Origin of the sequence: Rhizobium sp. IY2, from assembly GCF_047532935.1 — a bacterium.
Taxonomy (GTDB): domain Bacteria; phylum Pseudomonadota; class Alphaproteobacteria; order Rhizobiales; family Rhizobiaceae; genus Rhizobium; species Rhizobium anhuiense.
On the sequence record NZ_JBLKNU010000002.1, the window covers coordinates 676582 to 691973 of the forward strand.

Consider the following 15392-nt stretch of genomic DNA (forward strand, 5'->3'; position numbering starts at 1 on the left):
AAAAGTGGCCGCCGGCAGCGCAGAGGTGATGCACTGCCGGCGGCTCGCCGTTTTACGGCTTCCATTGCCCTGCGACCTGTCGGGTGGCGACGTTCAGCCGGTTCCAGATATTGATATTGGCGATGGCGACGACGAGGGCCGCAAGGCTCTTGCCATCGTAGTGCCGGGTCGCTTCATCCCAGATATCATCCGGCACCGGATCCGCCCGATCGCTGAGGCGGGTGATCGCCTCGGTGAGCGCAAGCGCGGCGCGTTCGGCATTGCTATAATAGGGGGCGTCGCGCCAGCCGGCGACGGCAAAGAGCCGCTCGTCGGTCTCGCCGTGTTTGCGGGCAATGCGCCAATGACCATCGATGCAGACGCTGCAGCCGTTGATCTGGCTGGCGCGCAGATTGACGAGTTCGAGCAGCTTTAGCGAAAGACCGGTTTCTGTCGGCACCTTGCTGAGCGCATTGAGCGCCTGCATGGCCGCGGGAAGGACGAGGGCTGGATTTCCCATTCTCTCCTGCATGACCAATTTTTCCTGCATGATATGTCTCCTTGATGCGTTTGTCGTTTGACGATCCGCCGGCGCTGTCACATCGGCCGGGTTTCATGCGTCATGGCTCTGACGGAACGCAGCGGAGGAATGTGACACATGGACGAGAAAAAATGGCTGGCCGATGAATTCGAGGCGAACAGGGCGCACCTGAGGGCTGCCGCTTATCGCATGCTCGGCTCGCGCAGCGAGGCAGATGATGCCGCTCAGGAGGCCTGGCTGCGGCTCCACCGCACGGACACGACAGGGGTCGGCAATCTCGGCGGCTGGCTGACGACGGTGGTGGCGCGCATCTGCCTCGACATGCTGCGCGCCCGCAAGACCCGGCGCGAGGAGCCGCTGGAGGCGCCGCTCCACGCCGGGATCGCCGATCCGGCGAACGATCCAGAGCGTGAGGCCGCCTTTGCCGACTCGGTCGGTATGGCACTGCTCGTGGTGCTGCAGACATTGGCGCCCGCCGAACGTGTCGCCTTCGTGCTGCACGACATGTTCGATCTGCCCTTCGACGAGATCGCCCCGATCATCGGCCGTTCGTCGGCCGCCACCCGCCAGCTCGCAAGCCGCGCCCGCCGCCGGGTGCAGGGCTTGGACGAAGCGCCTGATGTCGATCTCGGGCGCAAGCGGACGATCGCCGAGGCCTTTCTGACCGCGTCGCGGAACGGCGATCTGGAAGGCTTGATCGCGGTGCTTGCTCCTGACGTCGTCTTCCGGCCGGATGCGACGGCCGCCCGCTTCGGCACCATTGGCGAGATGATGCGCGGCGCAGCTCAGGTGGCCGAAGCCTTCAAGGGCCGGGCCCAGGCAGCCGAAATCGCCATCGTCGGTGGCGAGCTCGGATTCGTCGTGCAGATCGCGGGCCAGCTGCGCGTCGTGGTGGCGCTGACGATCGACGATGGCAGGATCGCCGCGATCGACGCCATCGCCGATCCGGATCACCTGGAACGGCTCGACTATTCGATCCTTCGAGATTGAAAACAAACGTCAATTTTCCGGATCTTCGAAACAGGCGCGCTTCGAAAGGAGCGTGCCGCTGGCGTTTCCTCAGTGGCGGGGGCCGTGTCATTTTCCTTGACAGCGGTGTGTCCGGCCTTATTCTATTATAAAGATTTATATAGCATAATTATGGAATTGTGATGGATATGCGCTGCGGCATCATCTCCAGCTTCCCCCACCTTTTCCATGATGACAAGAGATGACCGAGAGTGATCTCGGTCCGAGACTTCGAAAGGAATGCATATCATGTCCGGCGATCAGGCGAAGAAGCCGCTCCTCCTCACCAATGTCAAACCGATGGCTTTCGCTGCGGGCACGTCCGAGGGGGTGATCGACATTCTCGTCAATGCCGACGGCAGGATCGCCGAGATTGCTCCGTCGCTTGCGGTCTCGCAGGATGTAGCGCGCATCGACGGCAAGGGCGCCTTCATCTCACCCGGCTGGGTCGACCTGCATGTGCATATCTGGCACGGCGGCACCGACATTTCTATCCGTCCCTCCGAGTGCGGTGTCGAGCGCGGTGTCACCACGCTGGTCGATGCCGGTTCGGCCGGTGAGGCGAATTTCCATGGCTTCCGCGAATATATCATCGAGCCCTCGCGCGAGCGCATCAAGGCCTTCCTGAATCTGGGCTCGATCGGCCTCGTCGCCTGCAATCGCGTCGCCGAACTCAGGGATATAAGAGATATCGATCTCGACCGCATCCTCGAAGTCTATGCCGAAAACAGCGAGTATATCGTCGGCATCAAGGTGCGCGCCAGCCATGTCATCACCGGCTCCTGGGGCGTCACGCCGGTCAAGCTTGGCAAGAAGATCGCTAAAATCCTGAAAGTGCCGATGATGGTGCATGTCGGCGAGCCGCCGGCACTCTACGACGAAGTGCTCGAGATCCTCGGCCCCGGCGACGTCGTCACCCATTGCTTCAACGGTAAGGCCGGTTCGAGCATCATGGAGGACGAGGACCTCTTCAGCCTTGCCGAGCGCTGCGCCTCCGAGGGCATCCGTCTCGACATCGGCCATGGCGGCGCCTCCTTCTCCTTCAAGGTCGCCGAAGCGGCGATTGCGCGCGGGCTGCTGCCGTTCTCGATCTCGACCGACCTGCATGGCCATTCGATGAACTTCCCGGTCTGGGACCTGGCGACGACGATGTCGAAGCTGCTGAGCGTCGGCATGCCTTTCGACAAGGTGGTGGAAGCCGTCACCCATGCGCCGGCATCCGTCATCAAGCTGTCGATGGAGAACCGGCTTTCGGTCGGCTCTCAAGCCGAATTCACGATTTTCGACCTGGTCGATTCCGACCTCGAGGCGACGGATTCCAATGGCGACGTCTCGGTTCTCAACAAATTGTTCGAGCCGCGCTACGCGGTGATCGGCGCCGATGCCTTCGCCGCCAGCCGCTATGTGCCGCGGGCACGCAAGCTGGTGCGCCACAGCCACGGCTATTCCTACAGGTAGGATTGGCTGAAGAGGGCGACGCTCAGCGGTTGCGCCAGCCCATCAGCTTTTCGATCCGTTCCGCCGAACTGCGCACATGCGCGGTGTAGTGGTTCTCGTCGGAAAAGGCCTTCTGTTCCGGCAGCACGATGGAAATGGTGGCGACGCACTGGCCGTCGCGGTCGCAGATCGGCGAGGCGATGCAGGCAACCGCATAATCCGATTCCCCCGCCTGGATCGACAGGCGCGACTCGAAGGCCTTGGCGGCGGCTTCCGACAGTGTGCTCGGATCGATCTCGGCGCGGCCGGTCGGGGAAGAGCGGGCGCAGCGCTTGAACAATTCGATGCGCTCGTCTTCGGGCAGGTGGCCGACGAGCAGGCGACCGGACGCCGTCCAGTTCAGCGGCACCCGGGTGCCGACGCGGGAGGCCACCTGGAAGTGGCTCGGGCCGTCGGCCATGGCCAGCACCAGCATATAATCGCCGTCGCGGCCGCAGACCTGCACGGTTTCGCTGGCCTGGCGGCAGAGATCGTGCATCTCGTGGGTGGCGATGCTCATGAAATCCAGCGACCGCGCATAGGCAAGGCCGTAGTGATAGAGCCGGGCGCCGAGCCAGATCGAGCCGTCGGCCTGGCGCGTCAGCATGTTCTTCTCGACGAGATCGTCGACGATGACGTAAACGGTCGACAGCGGCGCCTTGACCGCCTTGGCGATAGCGTAGACGCCGGCGGGCGATCCGGTCTCATAGAGATGATCGATCACCTGCAGCGCACGGTCGATACCGCTAACACGCGCGCGGCGAGCACCCTTGCCACCGGCCTCGCCGGCAACGCTCTCATCTTCGGAATAAACTGCGGGTGATGTCTTTCCGTCCAATTCCACGCACCTCATGAAAACTGCGATTATGTTACATTACTATGGCATAGCTGTCGCCGTGGCAAATCGCAACATCTTGTAGGTTGATCGTCTGGGCGGATGTGATGGCGGTGGACTGACGTTGGAACAACCAGCCGCAGCCTGAGTTTGCCCCTCAACCCAGGAGGTCATGATGACGAATTATCCAACACCACCCTTCCCATCCCAGAAACAGCCGATGCCGGGTTTTACCGCGCAGATGGAACCGATTCCCGACCATGGCGAAAAAAGCTATCGCGGATCCGAACGGCTCAAGGGCAAGCGGGCGATCATCACCGGCGGCGATAGCGGCATCGGTCGGGCCGTGGCGATTGCCTATGCCCGTGAAGGCGTCGATCTGCTGATCTCCTATCTCGACGAGGATGAGGATGCCGACGAGACGAAACGGCTCGTCGAGCAGGCCGGGCGCAAGGCTGTGCTCGTCAGCGGCGACATCCAGGATCCCGCCCACTGCAGGCAGATCGTCGAGACGGCGGTCAAGGAACTGGGCGGTATCGACATTCTCGTCAACAACGCCGCGCATCAGGCGAGCTTCAAGAGTATCGACGAGATCAGCGACGAGGAGTGGGAACTGACCTTCAAGGTCAATATCCATGCGATGTTCTACCTGACCAAGGCAGCCGTCGCCCATATGAAGCCCGGCAGCGCCATCATCAACACGGCCTCGATCAATTCGGACAATCCGAACCCGACGCTACTTGCCTATGCGACGACCAAGGGCGCGATCCAGAATTTCACTGCCGGCCTTGCCCAGCTTCTGGCCGAGAAAGGCATTCGCGCCAATGCGGTGGCGCCGGGCCCGATCTGGACGCCGCTCATCCCTTCGACGCTGCCGGAAGAAAGCGTCAGCAATTTCGGCAAGCAGGTGCCGATGAAGAGGCCGGGCCAGCCGGCCGAGCTTGCCACAGCCTATGTGATGCTGGCCGATCCCTTGTCGAGCTATGTCTCCGGCGCGACAATCGCGGTCACCGGCGGCAAGCCCATTCTCTAATGCATGTCGCCTGGAAGTGTTCAGCGGTTCCTAGATAGGAGCTAAACCGGCTTGCCGTAGCCACCGCCGGTCGGCGTCGTGATGATTACGGCGTCACCGGCTGCGAGTATCGCCTGATCGCAGCCTTCCAGCTTTTCGACTTGGCCGTCGCCGCGGCGGATCTCGGTTTTCCCCAACTGCCCGTCTTCCCCGCCGAACAGGCCGAAAGGCCGGATCGTACGGTGCGAGGAGAGGATGCTGCAATCCATCGTCTCCAGGAAGCGGATGGTGCGCTCGGTACCGCCGCCGGAACTATATTGCCCCTTGCCACCGGAACCGCGGCGGATGTGGAAATCTTCCAGCACGACGGGAAAACGGAATTCCAGCACCTCGGGATCGGTCAGCCGCGAATTGGTCATGTGGCTGTGCACGCCATCGGCGCCGCTGAAGCCGGTGCCGTCATTGAGCACGCCGGCGGGGCCGCCGGCGCAGATCGTCTCGTAATATTGATAGGTGGCGTTGCCGAAAGTCAGGTTGTTCATCGAGCCCTGGGCTGCCGCCAGTGTTCCGAGCGCTCCGAACAGCGCATTGGTCACATGCTGGCTGGTTTCGACATTGCCGGCGACGACCGCGGCCGGATAGGCCGGGCGCAGCATCGAGCCGTCGGGCACGATGATGCGGATCGGCCGCAGGCAACCGGCATTCATCGGGATCGGCTGCTCGACCATGACACGGAAGACATAGAGCACGGCGGCGCGTGTCACCGGTTCCGGCGCATTGAAATTGGTCGGCTGCTGTGCGCTCGTGCCGGTGAAGTCGACCGTTGCCTCGCGCGCCTTCCTGTCGACGGTGATCTTCACCTTGATGACGGCGCCCTGATCGGTGGGGTAGGTGAATTCGCTGTCGCTCAGCCGGGCGATGACCCGGCGCACGCTTTCTTCGGCATTGTCCTGGACATGGCCCATATAGGCTTCGACGACGTCGAGCCCGAAATGGGCGACCATCTTGCGCAATTCGTGCACGCCCTTTTCGTTGGCGGCGATCTGCGCCTTCACGTCGGCGACATTCTGGGCAGGATTGCGGGCGGGGTAGGGGTGGTCCGTCAACATCGCCGCGAAGTCGGCCTCACGAAAACGCCCCTTATCGACCAGCAGGAAATTGTCGATCAGCACGCCTTCCTCATCGACCTTCGTCGCCCGCGGGGTCATCGAGCCCGGCGCCTTGCCGCCGATATCGGCATGATGGCCGCGCGAGGCGACATAGAAGAGGATGACCTCTCCGGCATCGTCGAAAACAGGCGTGACGACGGTGATGTCGGGCAGATGCGTGCCGCCATTATACGGTGCGTTGAGCGCGAAGACGTCGCCCGGGCGGATGTTGCCTTGGTTGAGGCGGATGATCGTTTCGACCGAACGGTCCATGGAGCCTAGATGCACCGGCATGTGCGGCGCGTTGGCGACGAGCGCGCCGGTGCGGTCGAAGACGGCGCAGGAGAAATCGAGCCGCTCCTTGATATTGACAGAATGGGCGGTGTTCTGCAGCGTCACGCCCATCTGCTCGGCGATCGCCATGAACAGGTTGTTGAAGACTTCGAGCATGACGGGGTCGGCGCTGGTGCCGATCGCCGCATTGCGCGACAGCGGGACTTCGCGGATGAGGACGATATGGTTGCGGCCGGTGAGCCTTGCCTGCCAGCCCGCCTCGACGACGATCGTCTGATGCGGTTCGATGATCAGCGCGGGGCCTTTGAGGACGGCGCCCGGCTTTAGCGCCTCGCGCTTGAAGATGCCGGCCTCGTGCCATGTTCCGCCGGAATAGAAGCGGGTGGTGCGCAGCGCTTCCGGCGCCGAGGCGTCCGCCTGAATGTCCGCCTCCTGAATGTCGGCGCCGCCGCCGATGCCCTCGACTTCGATGGAATCGACGACAACAGGCCGGTCGTCGAAGATGAAGCCGAACTGCTTCTTGTGGGCGACGGCAAAGGCTTGCGCCATCTCCTCCTGCTGCCCGAAAGCAACGGGCAGGGCCGTGTCGGTGCCCTTATATTGCAGGTGCAGTCGGGTGACGATCTCCAGATCGGCCGCCTCGACGCCTTGCAGCGTCATTTCCCCACGCACCTCCTCTTCCAGCTCGGCCCTGACGGCGCCGATCGTCGTCAAGGCCGTGTCGAGTTCGGTCAGGACGGCGCGCTGGCGCGTGGCGCGGATATCGGCAAGACCCATGCCATAGGCCGAAAGGATGCCGGAGAAGGGGTGGATCAGCACGGTCTTCATGCCGAGGCTGTCGGCCACGAGGCAGGCATGCTGGCCGCCGGCGCCGCCGAAGCAGGTGAGCGCATAGTCCGAAACGTCATAGCCGCGCTGCACGGAGATTTTCTTGATGGCATTGGCCATGTTCTCGACGGCGATGGCGAGAAAACCGTCGGCGACGTCTTCCGCCGTCCGCCCGCTGGCGATCGTCTGCGCCATCTCGGCAAAGGCGCTGCGCACCGCCTCGGCATCGAGCGGCTGGTCCTGCCCCGGCCCGAAGATTTCAGGGAAGAAATCCGGCAGCAGCTTGCCGGTCATGATGTTGGCGTCGGTGACGGCAAGCGGACCGCCGCGGCGGTAGGATTTCGGACCGGGCGTCGCCCCGGCTGAATCGGGACCGACGCGGAAGCGCGAACCGTCATAACTCAGGATCGAGCCGCCGCCGGCAGCAACGGTGTGGATTTTCATCATCGGCGCGCGCATGCGCACACCGGCGACCTCAGTCTCGAAAGCGCGTTCCAGTTCGCCGTCGTAATGCGAGACATCAGTCGAAGTGCCGCCCATGTCGAAGCCGATCATTCGGTCAAAGCCGGCGATGCGCGAGACCTCGACCGCGCCGACCACGCCGCCGGCGGGGCCGGACAGGATCGCATCCTTGCCCTGGAAGAGGTGCGCGTCGGTCAGCCCGCCGGAAGACTGCATGAACATCAGCTTCGGGCCTTCTGCGTCGCCGGTGCCGAGCTCGGCGGCAACCTGATCAACATAACGCCGGAGAACCGGAGACAGATAGGCATCGACGACGGCGGTGTCGCCGCGCCCGACGAGCTTGATCAGCGGTGAAACGACATGCGAGGGCGAGATCTGCGTGAAACCGATTGCGCTGGCGATGGCGGCGGCCTGCTGCTCATGCTCGGGATAGCGGTAGGCATGCATGAAGACGATGGCGACGGCGCGCAGGCCGCTGGCATAGGCGGCTTCAAGCGCTTGTCGCAGGTCATGCTCGTTAAGGGCACGTTCCACTGTGCCGTCCGCCAACACCCGCTCGTCGGCCTCGATGACATCGGCATAAAGCAGTTCCGGCTTGACGATCTTCTTGGCGAAGATATCGGCGCGGGCCTGGTAGCCGATCTCCAGCGCATCGCGGAACCCCTTCGTCGTCACCAAGAGGGTTGGATCGCCCTTGCGTTCCAGGAGGGCATTGGTGGCGACCGTCGTTCCCATCTTCACCGCGCCGATGAGGTCGGAAGGGATCGGTTCGCCCGGCTCAAGGCCAAGCAATTCACGGATGCCGTGCACGGCCGGGTCGCGATAGGCTTCCGGATTTTCTGAGAGCAGCTTATGGGCGATGAGCGAACCGTCCGGACCGCGTGCGACGATATCGGTGAACGTGCCGCCGCGATCGACCCAGAAATCCCATTGCCTGCCCATCGTCCGGTCTCCTGTTAAACTGAAATTTTATTGACGATTTATCGATAAAATGTCAACGTTTTCCCTCTTGGATCATGGAGGGATGCGCATGTCGGATGGACACGGACGACAGGAAATCGGACCGATCGTCTCCTCAGCCCATCTCGCCGATGGCGCGCTTCCGGCCCTTTCGGAGCTCGAGTTCGGCCTTATCCTCGCCGGCAACGCCTTCGACCGCTGGATGGTACGCTGCATGACGGCCGCGGGCGAGCCCGGATGCGCCGCGATCGACGTGCTGGTGCTGCATTCGGTGGCTCACCGGCAACGGCCGAAGCGGCTCGGCGATCTCTGCAGCGTGCTCGGTGTCGAGGATACGCATCTGGTGATTTATGCAATCAAGAAGCTGGAAAAGCGCGGCCTGGTGACAAGCACCCGGGCGGGCAAGGAGAAGCTGGTTGCCGCTACCGGAAAGGGCGTTGAAACCTGCCTGAAATACCGGGCGGTGCGGGAGGCGCTGCTGGTGGAATCGGTCAAGGGGCTCGGCCTCGATGCCGCAGCGACATCGGCGGTGGCCGCCACGCTCCGGGCGCTGTCGGGCCATTACGATCAAGCGGCAAGGGCCGCCGCCTCTTTCTGACGGCAGCCCTTGACGGGGGCAGGGAGAGATCCCCCGAAATTTTCAGGCGGCGTGTTCAGCCGAAGCAGGGCATTGCCGGCAGATTGGCGCGGCTTGCAAGCGCTCCGATCACGTTGCCCACCGAAGTCGGCCGCGGTTCGCGTTTGCCGGCGGCCGTCTCCAGGAGCTGCTTGAAGTCTTCAAGCTTCACGCCGTCGGCGCGCAACACCATGGCGATCAGGGGGTCGCGAAGAGCTTCGGATATCGTCAGGTCGTCTCTGGTCTTTCTCATGGTTGTCCTCCTTTCGTGGGCGGTCGCCCGTGTTCCACTTGCCGCTGCCATACCCTCGGCATTGACTTTCGCAGTTCGTGGTGTTACCGGTAAGTAACAATGCATTTGTTACCGATCGGTCACATTGATGTCAAGGACTACGTCCGCAAAAAAATCAGAAACTTCGAATGAAATCTCTGTAGTCGTTTCAGAAGATCGCATCCCGCCGCGGGAGCGTATCGTCTCGACCGCCTCGGAGCTTTTCCGCGAGCGCGGCATTCGCGGGATCGGCGTCGATGCCATCGCCGACGCGGCGCTCACCAACAAGATGACGCTCTACCGGCATTTCGGCTCAAAGGACGAGCTCGTCTGCGAAACGCTGCGCCGCGCCTCCGAAAAGGCCGGCGCCATCTGGCACGATCTGGAAGCGGCCTATCCCGGCAATCCGCGCGCCCAGCTCTACGCCTGGGTGGAGACGCGGGCGCAATGTCTGAACGGCGAGCCTGCCGGCTGCGATCTCGCCAATGCTGCCATCGAGCTGAAGGGCGAGGGCCATCCCGCCCACGAGATGATCGAGCGGCACAAGGCCGAACAGCGTGATCGCCTGGCCGCGCTCTGTTCGGCGGCCGGTGCGCGCGAACCCGAGCTTCTTGCCGATACGTTGACACTGCTGCTCGAGGGTGCGCGCGTCACGCGCCAAGCCATGGGCACTGCCAACTGCTGCGGTCATTTCGCCAAGGCCTGCAACGCAGCGATTGCCTCTTTCGCCTGACCGCCACTCTAAAGCGCCGCGCGTCTTTTCAGACGCGCGAAGGACACGCGTAGCATTTTGAACCATGCAGTCGGGGAACCTTACCGCTTCCGTGTCGTTTTTCCATCACCGGAGGGCAATGTGGAGGCAGGGAGATGAACTACGTCTATCTCAAGCGCCTATATGCCAAACGCGCCGAGCTCGAAGCCAAGCTGGAGCTTCATGATGCGCGCTATTGTTTCGGCGAGGAAGAAGTCGATGATGGCACTGACAGCGATCTGCGTCAGCGGTTGAGCGAGATCTCCGAGGAAATTGCGACGCTGGAGAGCAGGCCGGGCGGCTAATCCGCGCCAAGGATCTCCGTCGTCCGCTCGTCGAATTTTCCCTGATAGAAATGCTCGATCACCCGGTGGAAGGGCGACCCATGGTCGCTGATGGCGGCAAACAAGGTCATCGAGGAGCGGAGCTTGAGGTCGTCCGGCGAGCCCAGGATTTCATGCGCTGATCGGCCGTCAACCGACAAGATCGCCTCGACACAGCGCAACAGCCGGCTTGAGAGAATGGGATCGGCGAGATAGGCGGTGGCTTCCTCAGCCGAACGGATCGCATATTTTTCGGCCATTGCAGAGGTGCCGAGACCGGCGATCTGCGGAAAAATAAACCACATCCAATGGGAGGTCTTGCGCCCGGCCTTCAGTTCCGACAGCGCCTGTTCATAGACGCCGTTCTGGGCATCGATGAAGCGGTCGAAGTCGTAGTCGATGTCACCGGCCATGGTCCCTTTTCCTGCTGTCAACGCAGCCTGGGCCAAGGTCTCCATGCCCGGCGAGCTAGCTTTCCTGTTAGCAGACCCTTTCAGCGTAGGGGCTGCTGTCACGGCAATGGCCGTAAGCCGGATGATGCGGCGTGTTATCATCTGATGTGGCGGCAATGGCTGATGTCGTCATCGGGTCCGTACCACCGGAAGAATATGCGGCGAAGCCCGCAAAGCTCAAGAGAACCAAGGCTCCGACCACGACGATGCGCTCGAAGGGCGAAAGTTTCTGGGCGCTGACATGGTCTACATAGTCGCGCTCGCCCAAGCCGGTGGTTTCATCCTCTTTCGCATGGAGGGTCACCATATCCTGGCGACGGCTCAAAGTTTCACAATCTGTCATTTTAATTACTCCTGCAACACATGCGCAGCCGGCCTCTCAAGAGTAAGCTCTCGCCCTCATGCCGAAGCGGCTTCGCATGCGTGCAGCATGTGTGTCTTCGATCGTGGCAATTGAAGGGGCGATATGCAAACTCAGTGTTCAAAAAATCGCACTAATAAACGCAAAATATCGTGAAGCTCTGGCCCGTCGGAATGATCCGGGGTAGTTCAGAGGGTCATCTTTTTTCTGGATCGTCTCATGAGCAAATCCTTCGGCGCGATGTCGGTCGCCCAGCTTTCTCTCCTCATTCAAGGCGGTGCGGCCGATCCGCTTGAAGTGGCCGAGACGGTCTTCGATTCCATCGCGCATTATGCCGACAAGGCTGTCTTCACCGCGCTTACCGAAAGCCGGGCGATGGAGGAGGCGCGCGCCGCCTCGAACCGTCTGCGGGAAGGGCGCTCGCTGGGATTGTTGGACGGAATTCCGATCGCCTGGAAAGATCTTTTCGACATGGAGGGCGTGCCGACGACAGCCGGTTCCGTCGTCCTGGCGGCGGACGCGCCCGCCAAGCGCGATGCGGCCGTCGTCGGTTTGCTCAGGCACGCGGGCATGGTCGCCGTTGGGCGCACCAATATGAGCGAATTTGCCTTTTCCGGCCTCGGAATCAATCCGCATTACGGCACGCCGGTTAATCCGCGTGGCACCGATCTCCCGCGCATTCCCGGCGGCTCCTCCTCCGGCGCCGGCGTCGCCGTCGCGGCCGGGTTGGTGCCGGTCGCCATGGGCACCGATACCGGCGGCTCGGTGCGCATCCCCGCCGCCTTCAACGGTATCGTCGGCTACAAGGCGACACGCGGCCGCCATGCGATGGCAGGCGTCTATCCGCTGGCAAAGAGCCTGGATTCGCTGGGGCCGCTCTGCCGCAGCGTCAGGGATGCGGTCTGGATCGATGCGGCGATGCGTGGATTGACGGCGCCGGCGGTCATTGAACGCGCCTTGCAGGAGCTGGAACTGATCGTGCCTGAGAATGTCGTCTTCGACGGAGCCGAACCCGGCGTCGTCGCTGCGTTCGAGGCGGCTCTGGAACGTCTCCAAAAGGCCGGCGCCCATGTCGCCCGCACTGTCATCCCCGCCTTCAACGAGATCTTCGATCTGATGACGAGATACGGTCCGCTGGTGACGGCGGAGGCTTTTGCACTTCACCGCGAACGCTTGGACGGACCGGATGCGGACAGAATGGATCACCGTGTCGTCATGCGCACGCGGCTCGGAAGCAAGACGACGCTGCCCGATTACCTCCGAATTCTCGAGGCGCGCAGCCGCCTGATCGCCGATGTCGAGCGGCTTGTCGGCGACCGGCTGATTGCCTTTCCCACCGTTGCCCATGTCGCGCCGCCGATCGGACCGCTGGAGCAGGATGACGAGCTGTTCTTCGCAACGAACAACAAGACGCTGCGCAACACCGCACTCGGCAATTTCCTCGACTGGTGCGGCGTTTCCGTTCCCTGCGGCACGGGAGAGGCCGGTATGCCGGTCGGCCTGCTGCTGTCGGCGACCCGCCATCGCGATGAGGCGCTGCTGGGGTTTGCCCTTGCCGCCGAGGCGGTCATCCGCGGCGATTTCGCCTGAATTGCAATTGAACCGCCGGGCTTTTATTGCCATTGATGGCAGGGGGAGATCCTGGAGGAAGACACGTGCAGGTTTTGCAAAACGGACGTTTCGCGGTTTCGACATGGTCGCTGCATCGGCTGCTCGGCGCCGTGCATGCCTATAGCCCCGATCCTGATAAAAGTGCCGCGCCGAAGGAACCCTATGGCCCCGGCGCCGCAGCGCTGATCGACGTGCCGGCGGCACTCTCGGCGCGCGGCATCAACCGGCTGGAGATCTGCTCCTTCCATCTGCCGAGCCTCGATGCTGCCTATATAAGCGAGTTGCGTGATGCGATGGCGGCCTCGAACGTGTTGTTCCAGACGCTGCTTGTCGAGGACGGCGATCCGAGCCATCCCGAGACGGCCGAACGCGACGTCAAATGGATGGCGGAGTGGATCGATATCGCCGCTGCCCTTGGAGCGCAAAGGATGCGCGTCATCGCCGGCAAGCAGAAACCGACGGAGGAAAACCTTGCCCGCGCCGCCCGTCATCTGAACTGGCTGGGCGGAAAGGCAGAAGGCAGCGGCGTGCGCGTCGTCGTCGAGAATTGGTTCGACCTGCTGCCGTCGCCCATCGAGATGAACTGGCTGCTGGACCGGCTGGACGGCAAGGTCGGCCTCAACGGCGACCTCGGCAACTGGGCGGCGCCGGCGAAATATGAAGGCCTGGCCGACATCATGGGCCGGGCGGAAATTTGCCACGCCAAGGCCGATTATGGCGTCACCGGCCTCGATGCCGACGATTATCGCAAGTGCCTGGAGATGTGCGAGCGGGCCGGCTACGACGGTCCCTTCACGCTGATCTACGACTCGCCCTTCTTCCCCGATGAATGGGACGGCATTCTGTTGCAAAAGGCGTTCATCGAGGATTTCCTGCGCGAGGTGCCGGCGCGCAGGACGGCTTAATCAGAGGCGTTTCGCTCATTCCTGGCGCGGGAACCTCTGGTTTTCCTCCAGCACGTTGAGATCCATGTGGTTGCGCATATAGCGCTCCGAGGCTTTCTGCAGCGGCTGGTAGTCCCATGGATAATAGGCGCCGTTGCGCAGCGCTGCATAGACCACCCAGCGGCGCGCCTGGCTTTCGCGCACGGCTGCGTCGAAAGCGGCAAGATTCCAGCGGCGCCCGGCCTGTTCGGCAAGCCTTGCCAAGATGTCGGCGTGCGCCGGGTCGGCCGCCAGATTGTCGAGTTCTTGGGGATCGGCCTCGAGGTCAAACAGCATCGGCGGGTCCTTCTCGCAGAGCGAGAGCTTGTACCGTCCGTCCCGAATGCAGACGAGCGGTGCTTCGGAACCCTCCGCGGCATATTCCATCGGCACCGGGCTGCGATTGCCGGTGCCTTCGGCAAGCAATGCCAGATCCTCGCCCTCGGTCCATGGTTTCAACGAAGCGATATCGATCCCAGCGAGACCGGCGAGCGTCGGCGTCACGTCGAGCGTGGAGACGGGCTGATCGATGCGTTTGGGCTTCCAGCCGGGGGCTGCGATCATCAGCGGAACGCGGGCCGATCCTTCGAAGAAGTTCATCTTGAACCAGAGGCCGCGATCCCCGAGCATGTCGCCATGGTCCGAGGCGAAGAGAATGATCGCATTTTCCGCCATGCGGGTCCGTTCCAGGACGCCGAGAATCTCGCCGATCTTGTCATCGACATAGGAGATATTGGCGAAGTAGCCCCGCCTTGCCCGCCTGATTTGCTCATCGCTGATGTCGAAGGCATCGTGGTCACAGGCTTTCATCAGGCGCTGCGAATGCGGGTCTTGCCGCTCGAAGGCAATCGGCGCAACTGCCGGATCAAGGGCCGGGCAATCCTTATAAAGGTCCCAGAATTTGCGGCGCGCGACGTACGGGTCGTGCGGATGGGTGAAGCTGACGGTCAGGCACCAGGGGCGTCCGTCGTGGCCACGCGAGAGATCGAACAGCTTGCGGGCGGCATGGTAGGCGACCTCGTCGTCATACTCCATCTGGTTGGTGATTTCGGCAACACCGGCGCCGGTCACCGAACCGAGATTATGATACCACCAGTCTATGCGTTCGCCGGGCTTGCTATAGTCGGGTGTCCAGCCGAAATCGGCCGGGTAGATGTCCGTCGTCAGGCGCTCCTCGAAGCCATGCAGTTGGTCGGGGCCGACGAAATGCATCTTGCCTGATAGCGCCGTCTGGTATCCGGCAGCGCGCAGATGATGCGCGTAAGTCGGGATGTCGGAGGCGAATTCCGCCGCATTGTCATAGACGCGCGTCCGGCTCGGCAATTGTCCGGACATGAAGGAGGCTCGCGCCGGCGCGCAGAGCGGGCTTGCCGTATAGGTGTTGGTGAAACGCACGGAGCGCTCTGCCAATGATCTCAGATGCGGCGCATGAAGGAAATCCGCGGGGCCATCCGGAAAGAAGGTCCCGTTCAGCTGGTCCACCATCAGGATGAGGATATTCGGACGCGGCATGGAATTCCTCTTTTGCTATTTGAGAAATT

15 protein-coding genes are annotated in these 15392 nt (G+C 62.5%); 8 read left to right on the plus strand and 7 right to left on the minus strand.

Going from position 1 to position 15392, the window contains the following annotated elements; genetic code table 11:
* Positions 1-52: 52 nt before the first annotated feature.
* Positions 53-511: a carboxymuconolactone decarboxylase family protein gene (locus tag ACMUVN_RS11840; RefSeq protein WP_183844860.1), complete on the minus strand. Its 459-nt coding sequence runs from the start codon at positions 509-511 to the stop codon at positions 53-55.
* Between the two features lie 126 nt (positions 512-637).
* Between ACMUVN_RS11840 and ACMUVN_RS11845 the strand changes: the two genes are divergently transcribed.
* Positions 638-1510: a sigma-70 family RNA polymerase sigma factor gene (locus ACMUVN_RS11845; protein ID WP_414815139.1), complete on the plus strand. Its 873-nt coding sequence runs from the start codon at positions 638-640 to the stop codon at positions 1508-1510.
* Positions 1511-1777: 267 nt separating this feature from the next.
* On the plus strand, positions 1778-2986 hold the full coding sequence (locus tag ACMUVN_RS11850) for an amidohydrolase/deacetylase family metallohydrolase (RefSeq protein WP_097630789.1): 1209 nt from the start codon (positions 1778-1780) through the stop codon (positions 2984-2986).
* A gap of 22 nt (positions 2987-3008) precedes the next feature.
* Here the strand turns inward: ACMUVN_RS11850 and ACMUVN_RS11855 are convergent, their stop codons facing one another.
* Positions 3009-3857 (minus strand): IclR family transcriptional regulator, encoded by an 849-nt coding sequence (locus ACMUVN_RS11855; protein ID WP_097630755.1) that lies wholly within the window; start codon positions 3855-3857, stop codon positions 3009-3011.
* A gap of 157 nt (positions 3858-4014) precedes the next feature.
* On the opposite strand from ACMUVN_RS11855, the gene ACMUVN_RS11860 reads away from it, so the two are divergent.
* A complete protein-coding gene (locus tag ACMUVN_RS11860; protein ID WP_063476261.1) occupies positions 4015-4872 on the plus strand; it encodes an SDR family oxidoreductase in 858 nt (285 codons plus the stop codon).
* Between the two features lie 41 nt (positions 4873-4913).
* Here the strand turns inward: ACMUVN_RS11860 and ACMUVN_RS11865 are convergent, their stop codons facing one another.
* Positions 4914-8525 carry a hydantoinase B/oxoprolinase family protein gene (locus tag ACMUVN_RS11865; protein ID WP_097630754.1) on the minus strand — a complete coding sequence of 1204 codons (3612 nt, stop codon included), beginning with the start codon at positions 8523-8525 and terminating at the stop codon, positions 4914-4916.
* Positions 8526-8613: 88 nt separating this feature from the next.
* Here ACMUVN_RS11865 and ACMUVN_RS11870 point away from each other — a divergent pair, with 88 nt between their 5' ends.
* Positions 8614-9141: a winged helix DNA-binding protein gene (locus ACMUVN_RS11870; RefSeq protein ID WP_063476037.1), complete on the plus strand. Its 528-nt coding sequence runs from the start codon at positions 8614-8616 to the stop codon at positions 9139-9141.
* Positions 9142-9196: 55 nt separating this feature from the next.
* On the opposite strand, the gene ACMUVN_RS11875 is transcribed toward ACMUVN_RS11870, so the two are convergent.
* Positions 9197-9412, minus strand: a complete 216-nt coding sequence (locus ACMUVN_RS11875; RefSeq protein WP_047612976.1) for a hypothetical protein — start codon at positions 9410-9412, stop codon at positions 9197-9199.
* 127 nt (positions 9413-9539) lie between these two features.
* Between ACMUVN_RS11875 and ACMUVN_RS11880 the strand changes: the two genes are divergently transcribed.
* Both ACMUVN_RS11880 and ACMUVN_RS11885 read left to right on the plus strand, forming a co-directional pair.
* A complete protein-coding gene (locus tag ACMUVN_RS11880) occupies positions 9540-10163 on the plus strand; it encodes a TetR/AcrR family transcriptional regulator (protein ID WP_097630753.1) in 624 nt (207 codons plus the stop codon).
* 134 nt (positions 10164-10297) lie between these two features.
* Positions 10298-10486 (plus strand): hypothetical protein, encoded by a 189-nt coding sequence (locus ACMUVN_RS11885; RefSeq protein ID WP_047612978.1) that lies wholly within the window; start codon positions 10298-10300, stop codon positions 10484-10486.
* Here the strand turns inward: ACMUVN_RS11885 and ACMUVN_RS11890 are convergent.
* Complete coding sequence (locus ACMUVN_RS11890) at positions 10483-10917, minus strand: DUF1810 domain-containing protein (protein WP_097630752.1); 435 nt, start codon at positions 10915-10917, stop codon at positions 10483-10485. The two genes, ACMUVN_RS11885 and ACMUVN_RS11890, sit on opposite strands and share 4 nt — an antisense overlap.
* 67 nt (positions 10918-10984) lie before the next feature.
* Entirely contained in the window at positions 10985-11263 is a 279-nt protein-coding gene (locus tag ACMUVN_RS11895; protein ID WP_052213315.1) for a hypothetical protein, read from the minus strand.
* A gap of 273 nt (positions 11264-11536) precedes the next feature.
* Here ACMUVN_RS11895 and ACMUVN_RS11900 point away from each other — a divergent pair, with 273 nt between their 5' ends.
* The gene (locus ACMUVN_RS11900) at positions 11537-12907 is read left to right on the plus strand and encodes an amidase (protein ID WP_414815140.1); all 1371 of its coding nucleotides are present in this window, start codon (positions 11537-11539) and stop codon (positions 12905-12907) included.
* Between the two features lie 65 nt (positions 12908-12972).
* The gene (locus ACMUVN_RS11905; protein WP_097622738.1) at positions 12973-13833 is read left to right on the plus strand and encodes a sugar phosphate isomerase/epimerase family protein; all 861 of its coding nucleotides are present in this window, start codon (positions 12973-12975) and stop codon (positions 13831-13833) included.
* 15 nt (positions 13834-13848) lie between these two features.
* On the opposite strand, the gene betC is transcribed toward ACMUVN_RS11905, so the two are convergent.
* The gene (gene betC, locus ACMUVN_RS11910) at positions 13849-15363 is read right to left on the minus strand and encodes a choline-sulfatase (RefSeq protein ID WP_097630750.1); all 1515 of its coding nucleotides are present in this window, start codon (positions 15361-15363) and stop codon (positions 13849-13851) included.
* Positions 15364-15392: the final 29 nt, after the last annotated feature.

Coding starts and splice junctions, on each gene's coding strand:
- ACMUVN_RS11840 (WP_183844860.1), bottom strand. CDS start 511: ATGCAGGAGAGAATGGGAAATCCAGCCCTCGTCCTTCCCGCGGCCATG.
- ACMUVN_RS11845 (WP_414815139.1), top strand. CDS start 638: ATGGACGAGAAAAAATGGCTGGCCGATGAATTCGAGGCGAACAGGGCG.
- ACMUVN_RS11850 (WP_097630789.1), top strand. CDS start 1,778: ATGTCCGGCGATCAGGCGAAGAAGCCGCTCCTCCTCACCAATGTCAAA.
- ACMUVN_RS11855 (WP_097630755.1), bottom strand. CDS start 3,857: ATGAGGTGCGTGGAATTGGACGGAAAGACATCACCCGCAGTTTATTCC.
- ACMUVN_RS11860 (WP_063476261.1), top strand. CDS start 4,015: ATGACGAATTATCCAACACCACCCTTCCCATCCCAGAAACAGCCGATG.
- ACMUVN_RS11865 (WP_097630754.1), bottom strand. CDS start 8,525: ATGGGCAGGCAATGGGATTTCTGGGTCGATCGCGGCGGCACGTTCACC.
- ACMUVN_RS11870 (WP_063476037.1), top strand. CDS start 8,614: ATGTCGGATGGACACGGACGACAGGAAATCGGACCGATCGTCTCCTCA.
- ACMUVN_RS11875 (WP_047612976.1), bottom strand. CDS start 9,412: ATGAGAAAGACCAGAGACGACCTGACGATATCCGAAGCTCTTCGCGAC.
- ACMUVN_RS11880 (WP_097630753.1), top strand. CDS start 9,540: ATGTCAAGGACTACGTCCGCAAAAAAATCAGAAACTTCGAATGAAATC.
- ACMUVN_RS11885 (WP_047612978.1), top strand. CDS start 10,298: ATGAACTACGTCTATCTCAAGCGCCTATATGCCAAACGCGCCGAGCTC.
- ACMUVN_RS11890 (WP_097630752.1), bottom strand. CDS start 10,917: ATGGCCGGTGACATCGACTACGACTTCGACCGCTTCATCGATGCCCAG.
- ACMUVN_RS11895 (WP_052213315.1), bottom strand. CDS start 11,263: ATGGTGACCCTCCATGCGAAAGAGGATGAAACCACCGGCTTGGGCGAG.
- ACMUVN_RS11900 (WP_414815140.1), top strand. CDS start 11,537: ATGAGCAAATCCTTCGGCGCGATGTCGGTCGCCCAGCTTTCTCTCCTC.
- betC (WP_097630750.1), bottom strand. CDS start 15,363: ATGCCGCGTCCGAATATCCTCATCCTGATGGTGGACCAGCTGAACGGG.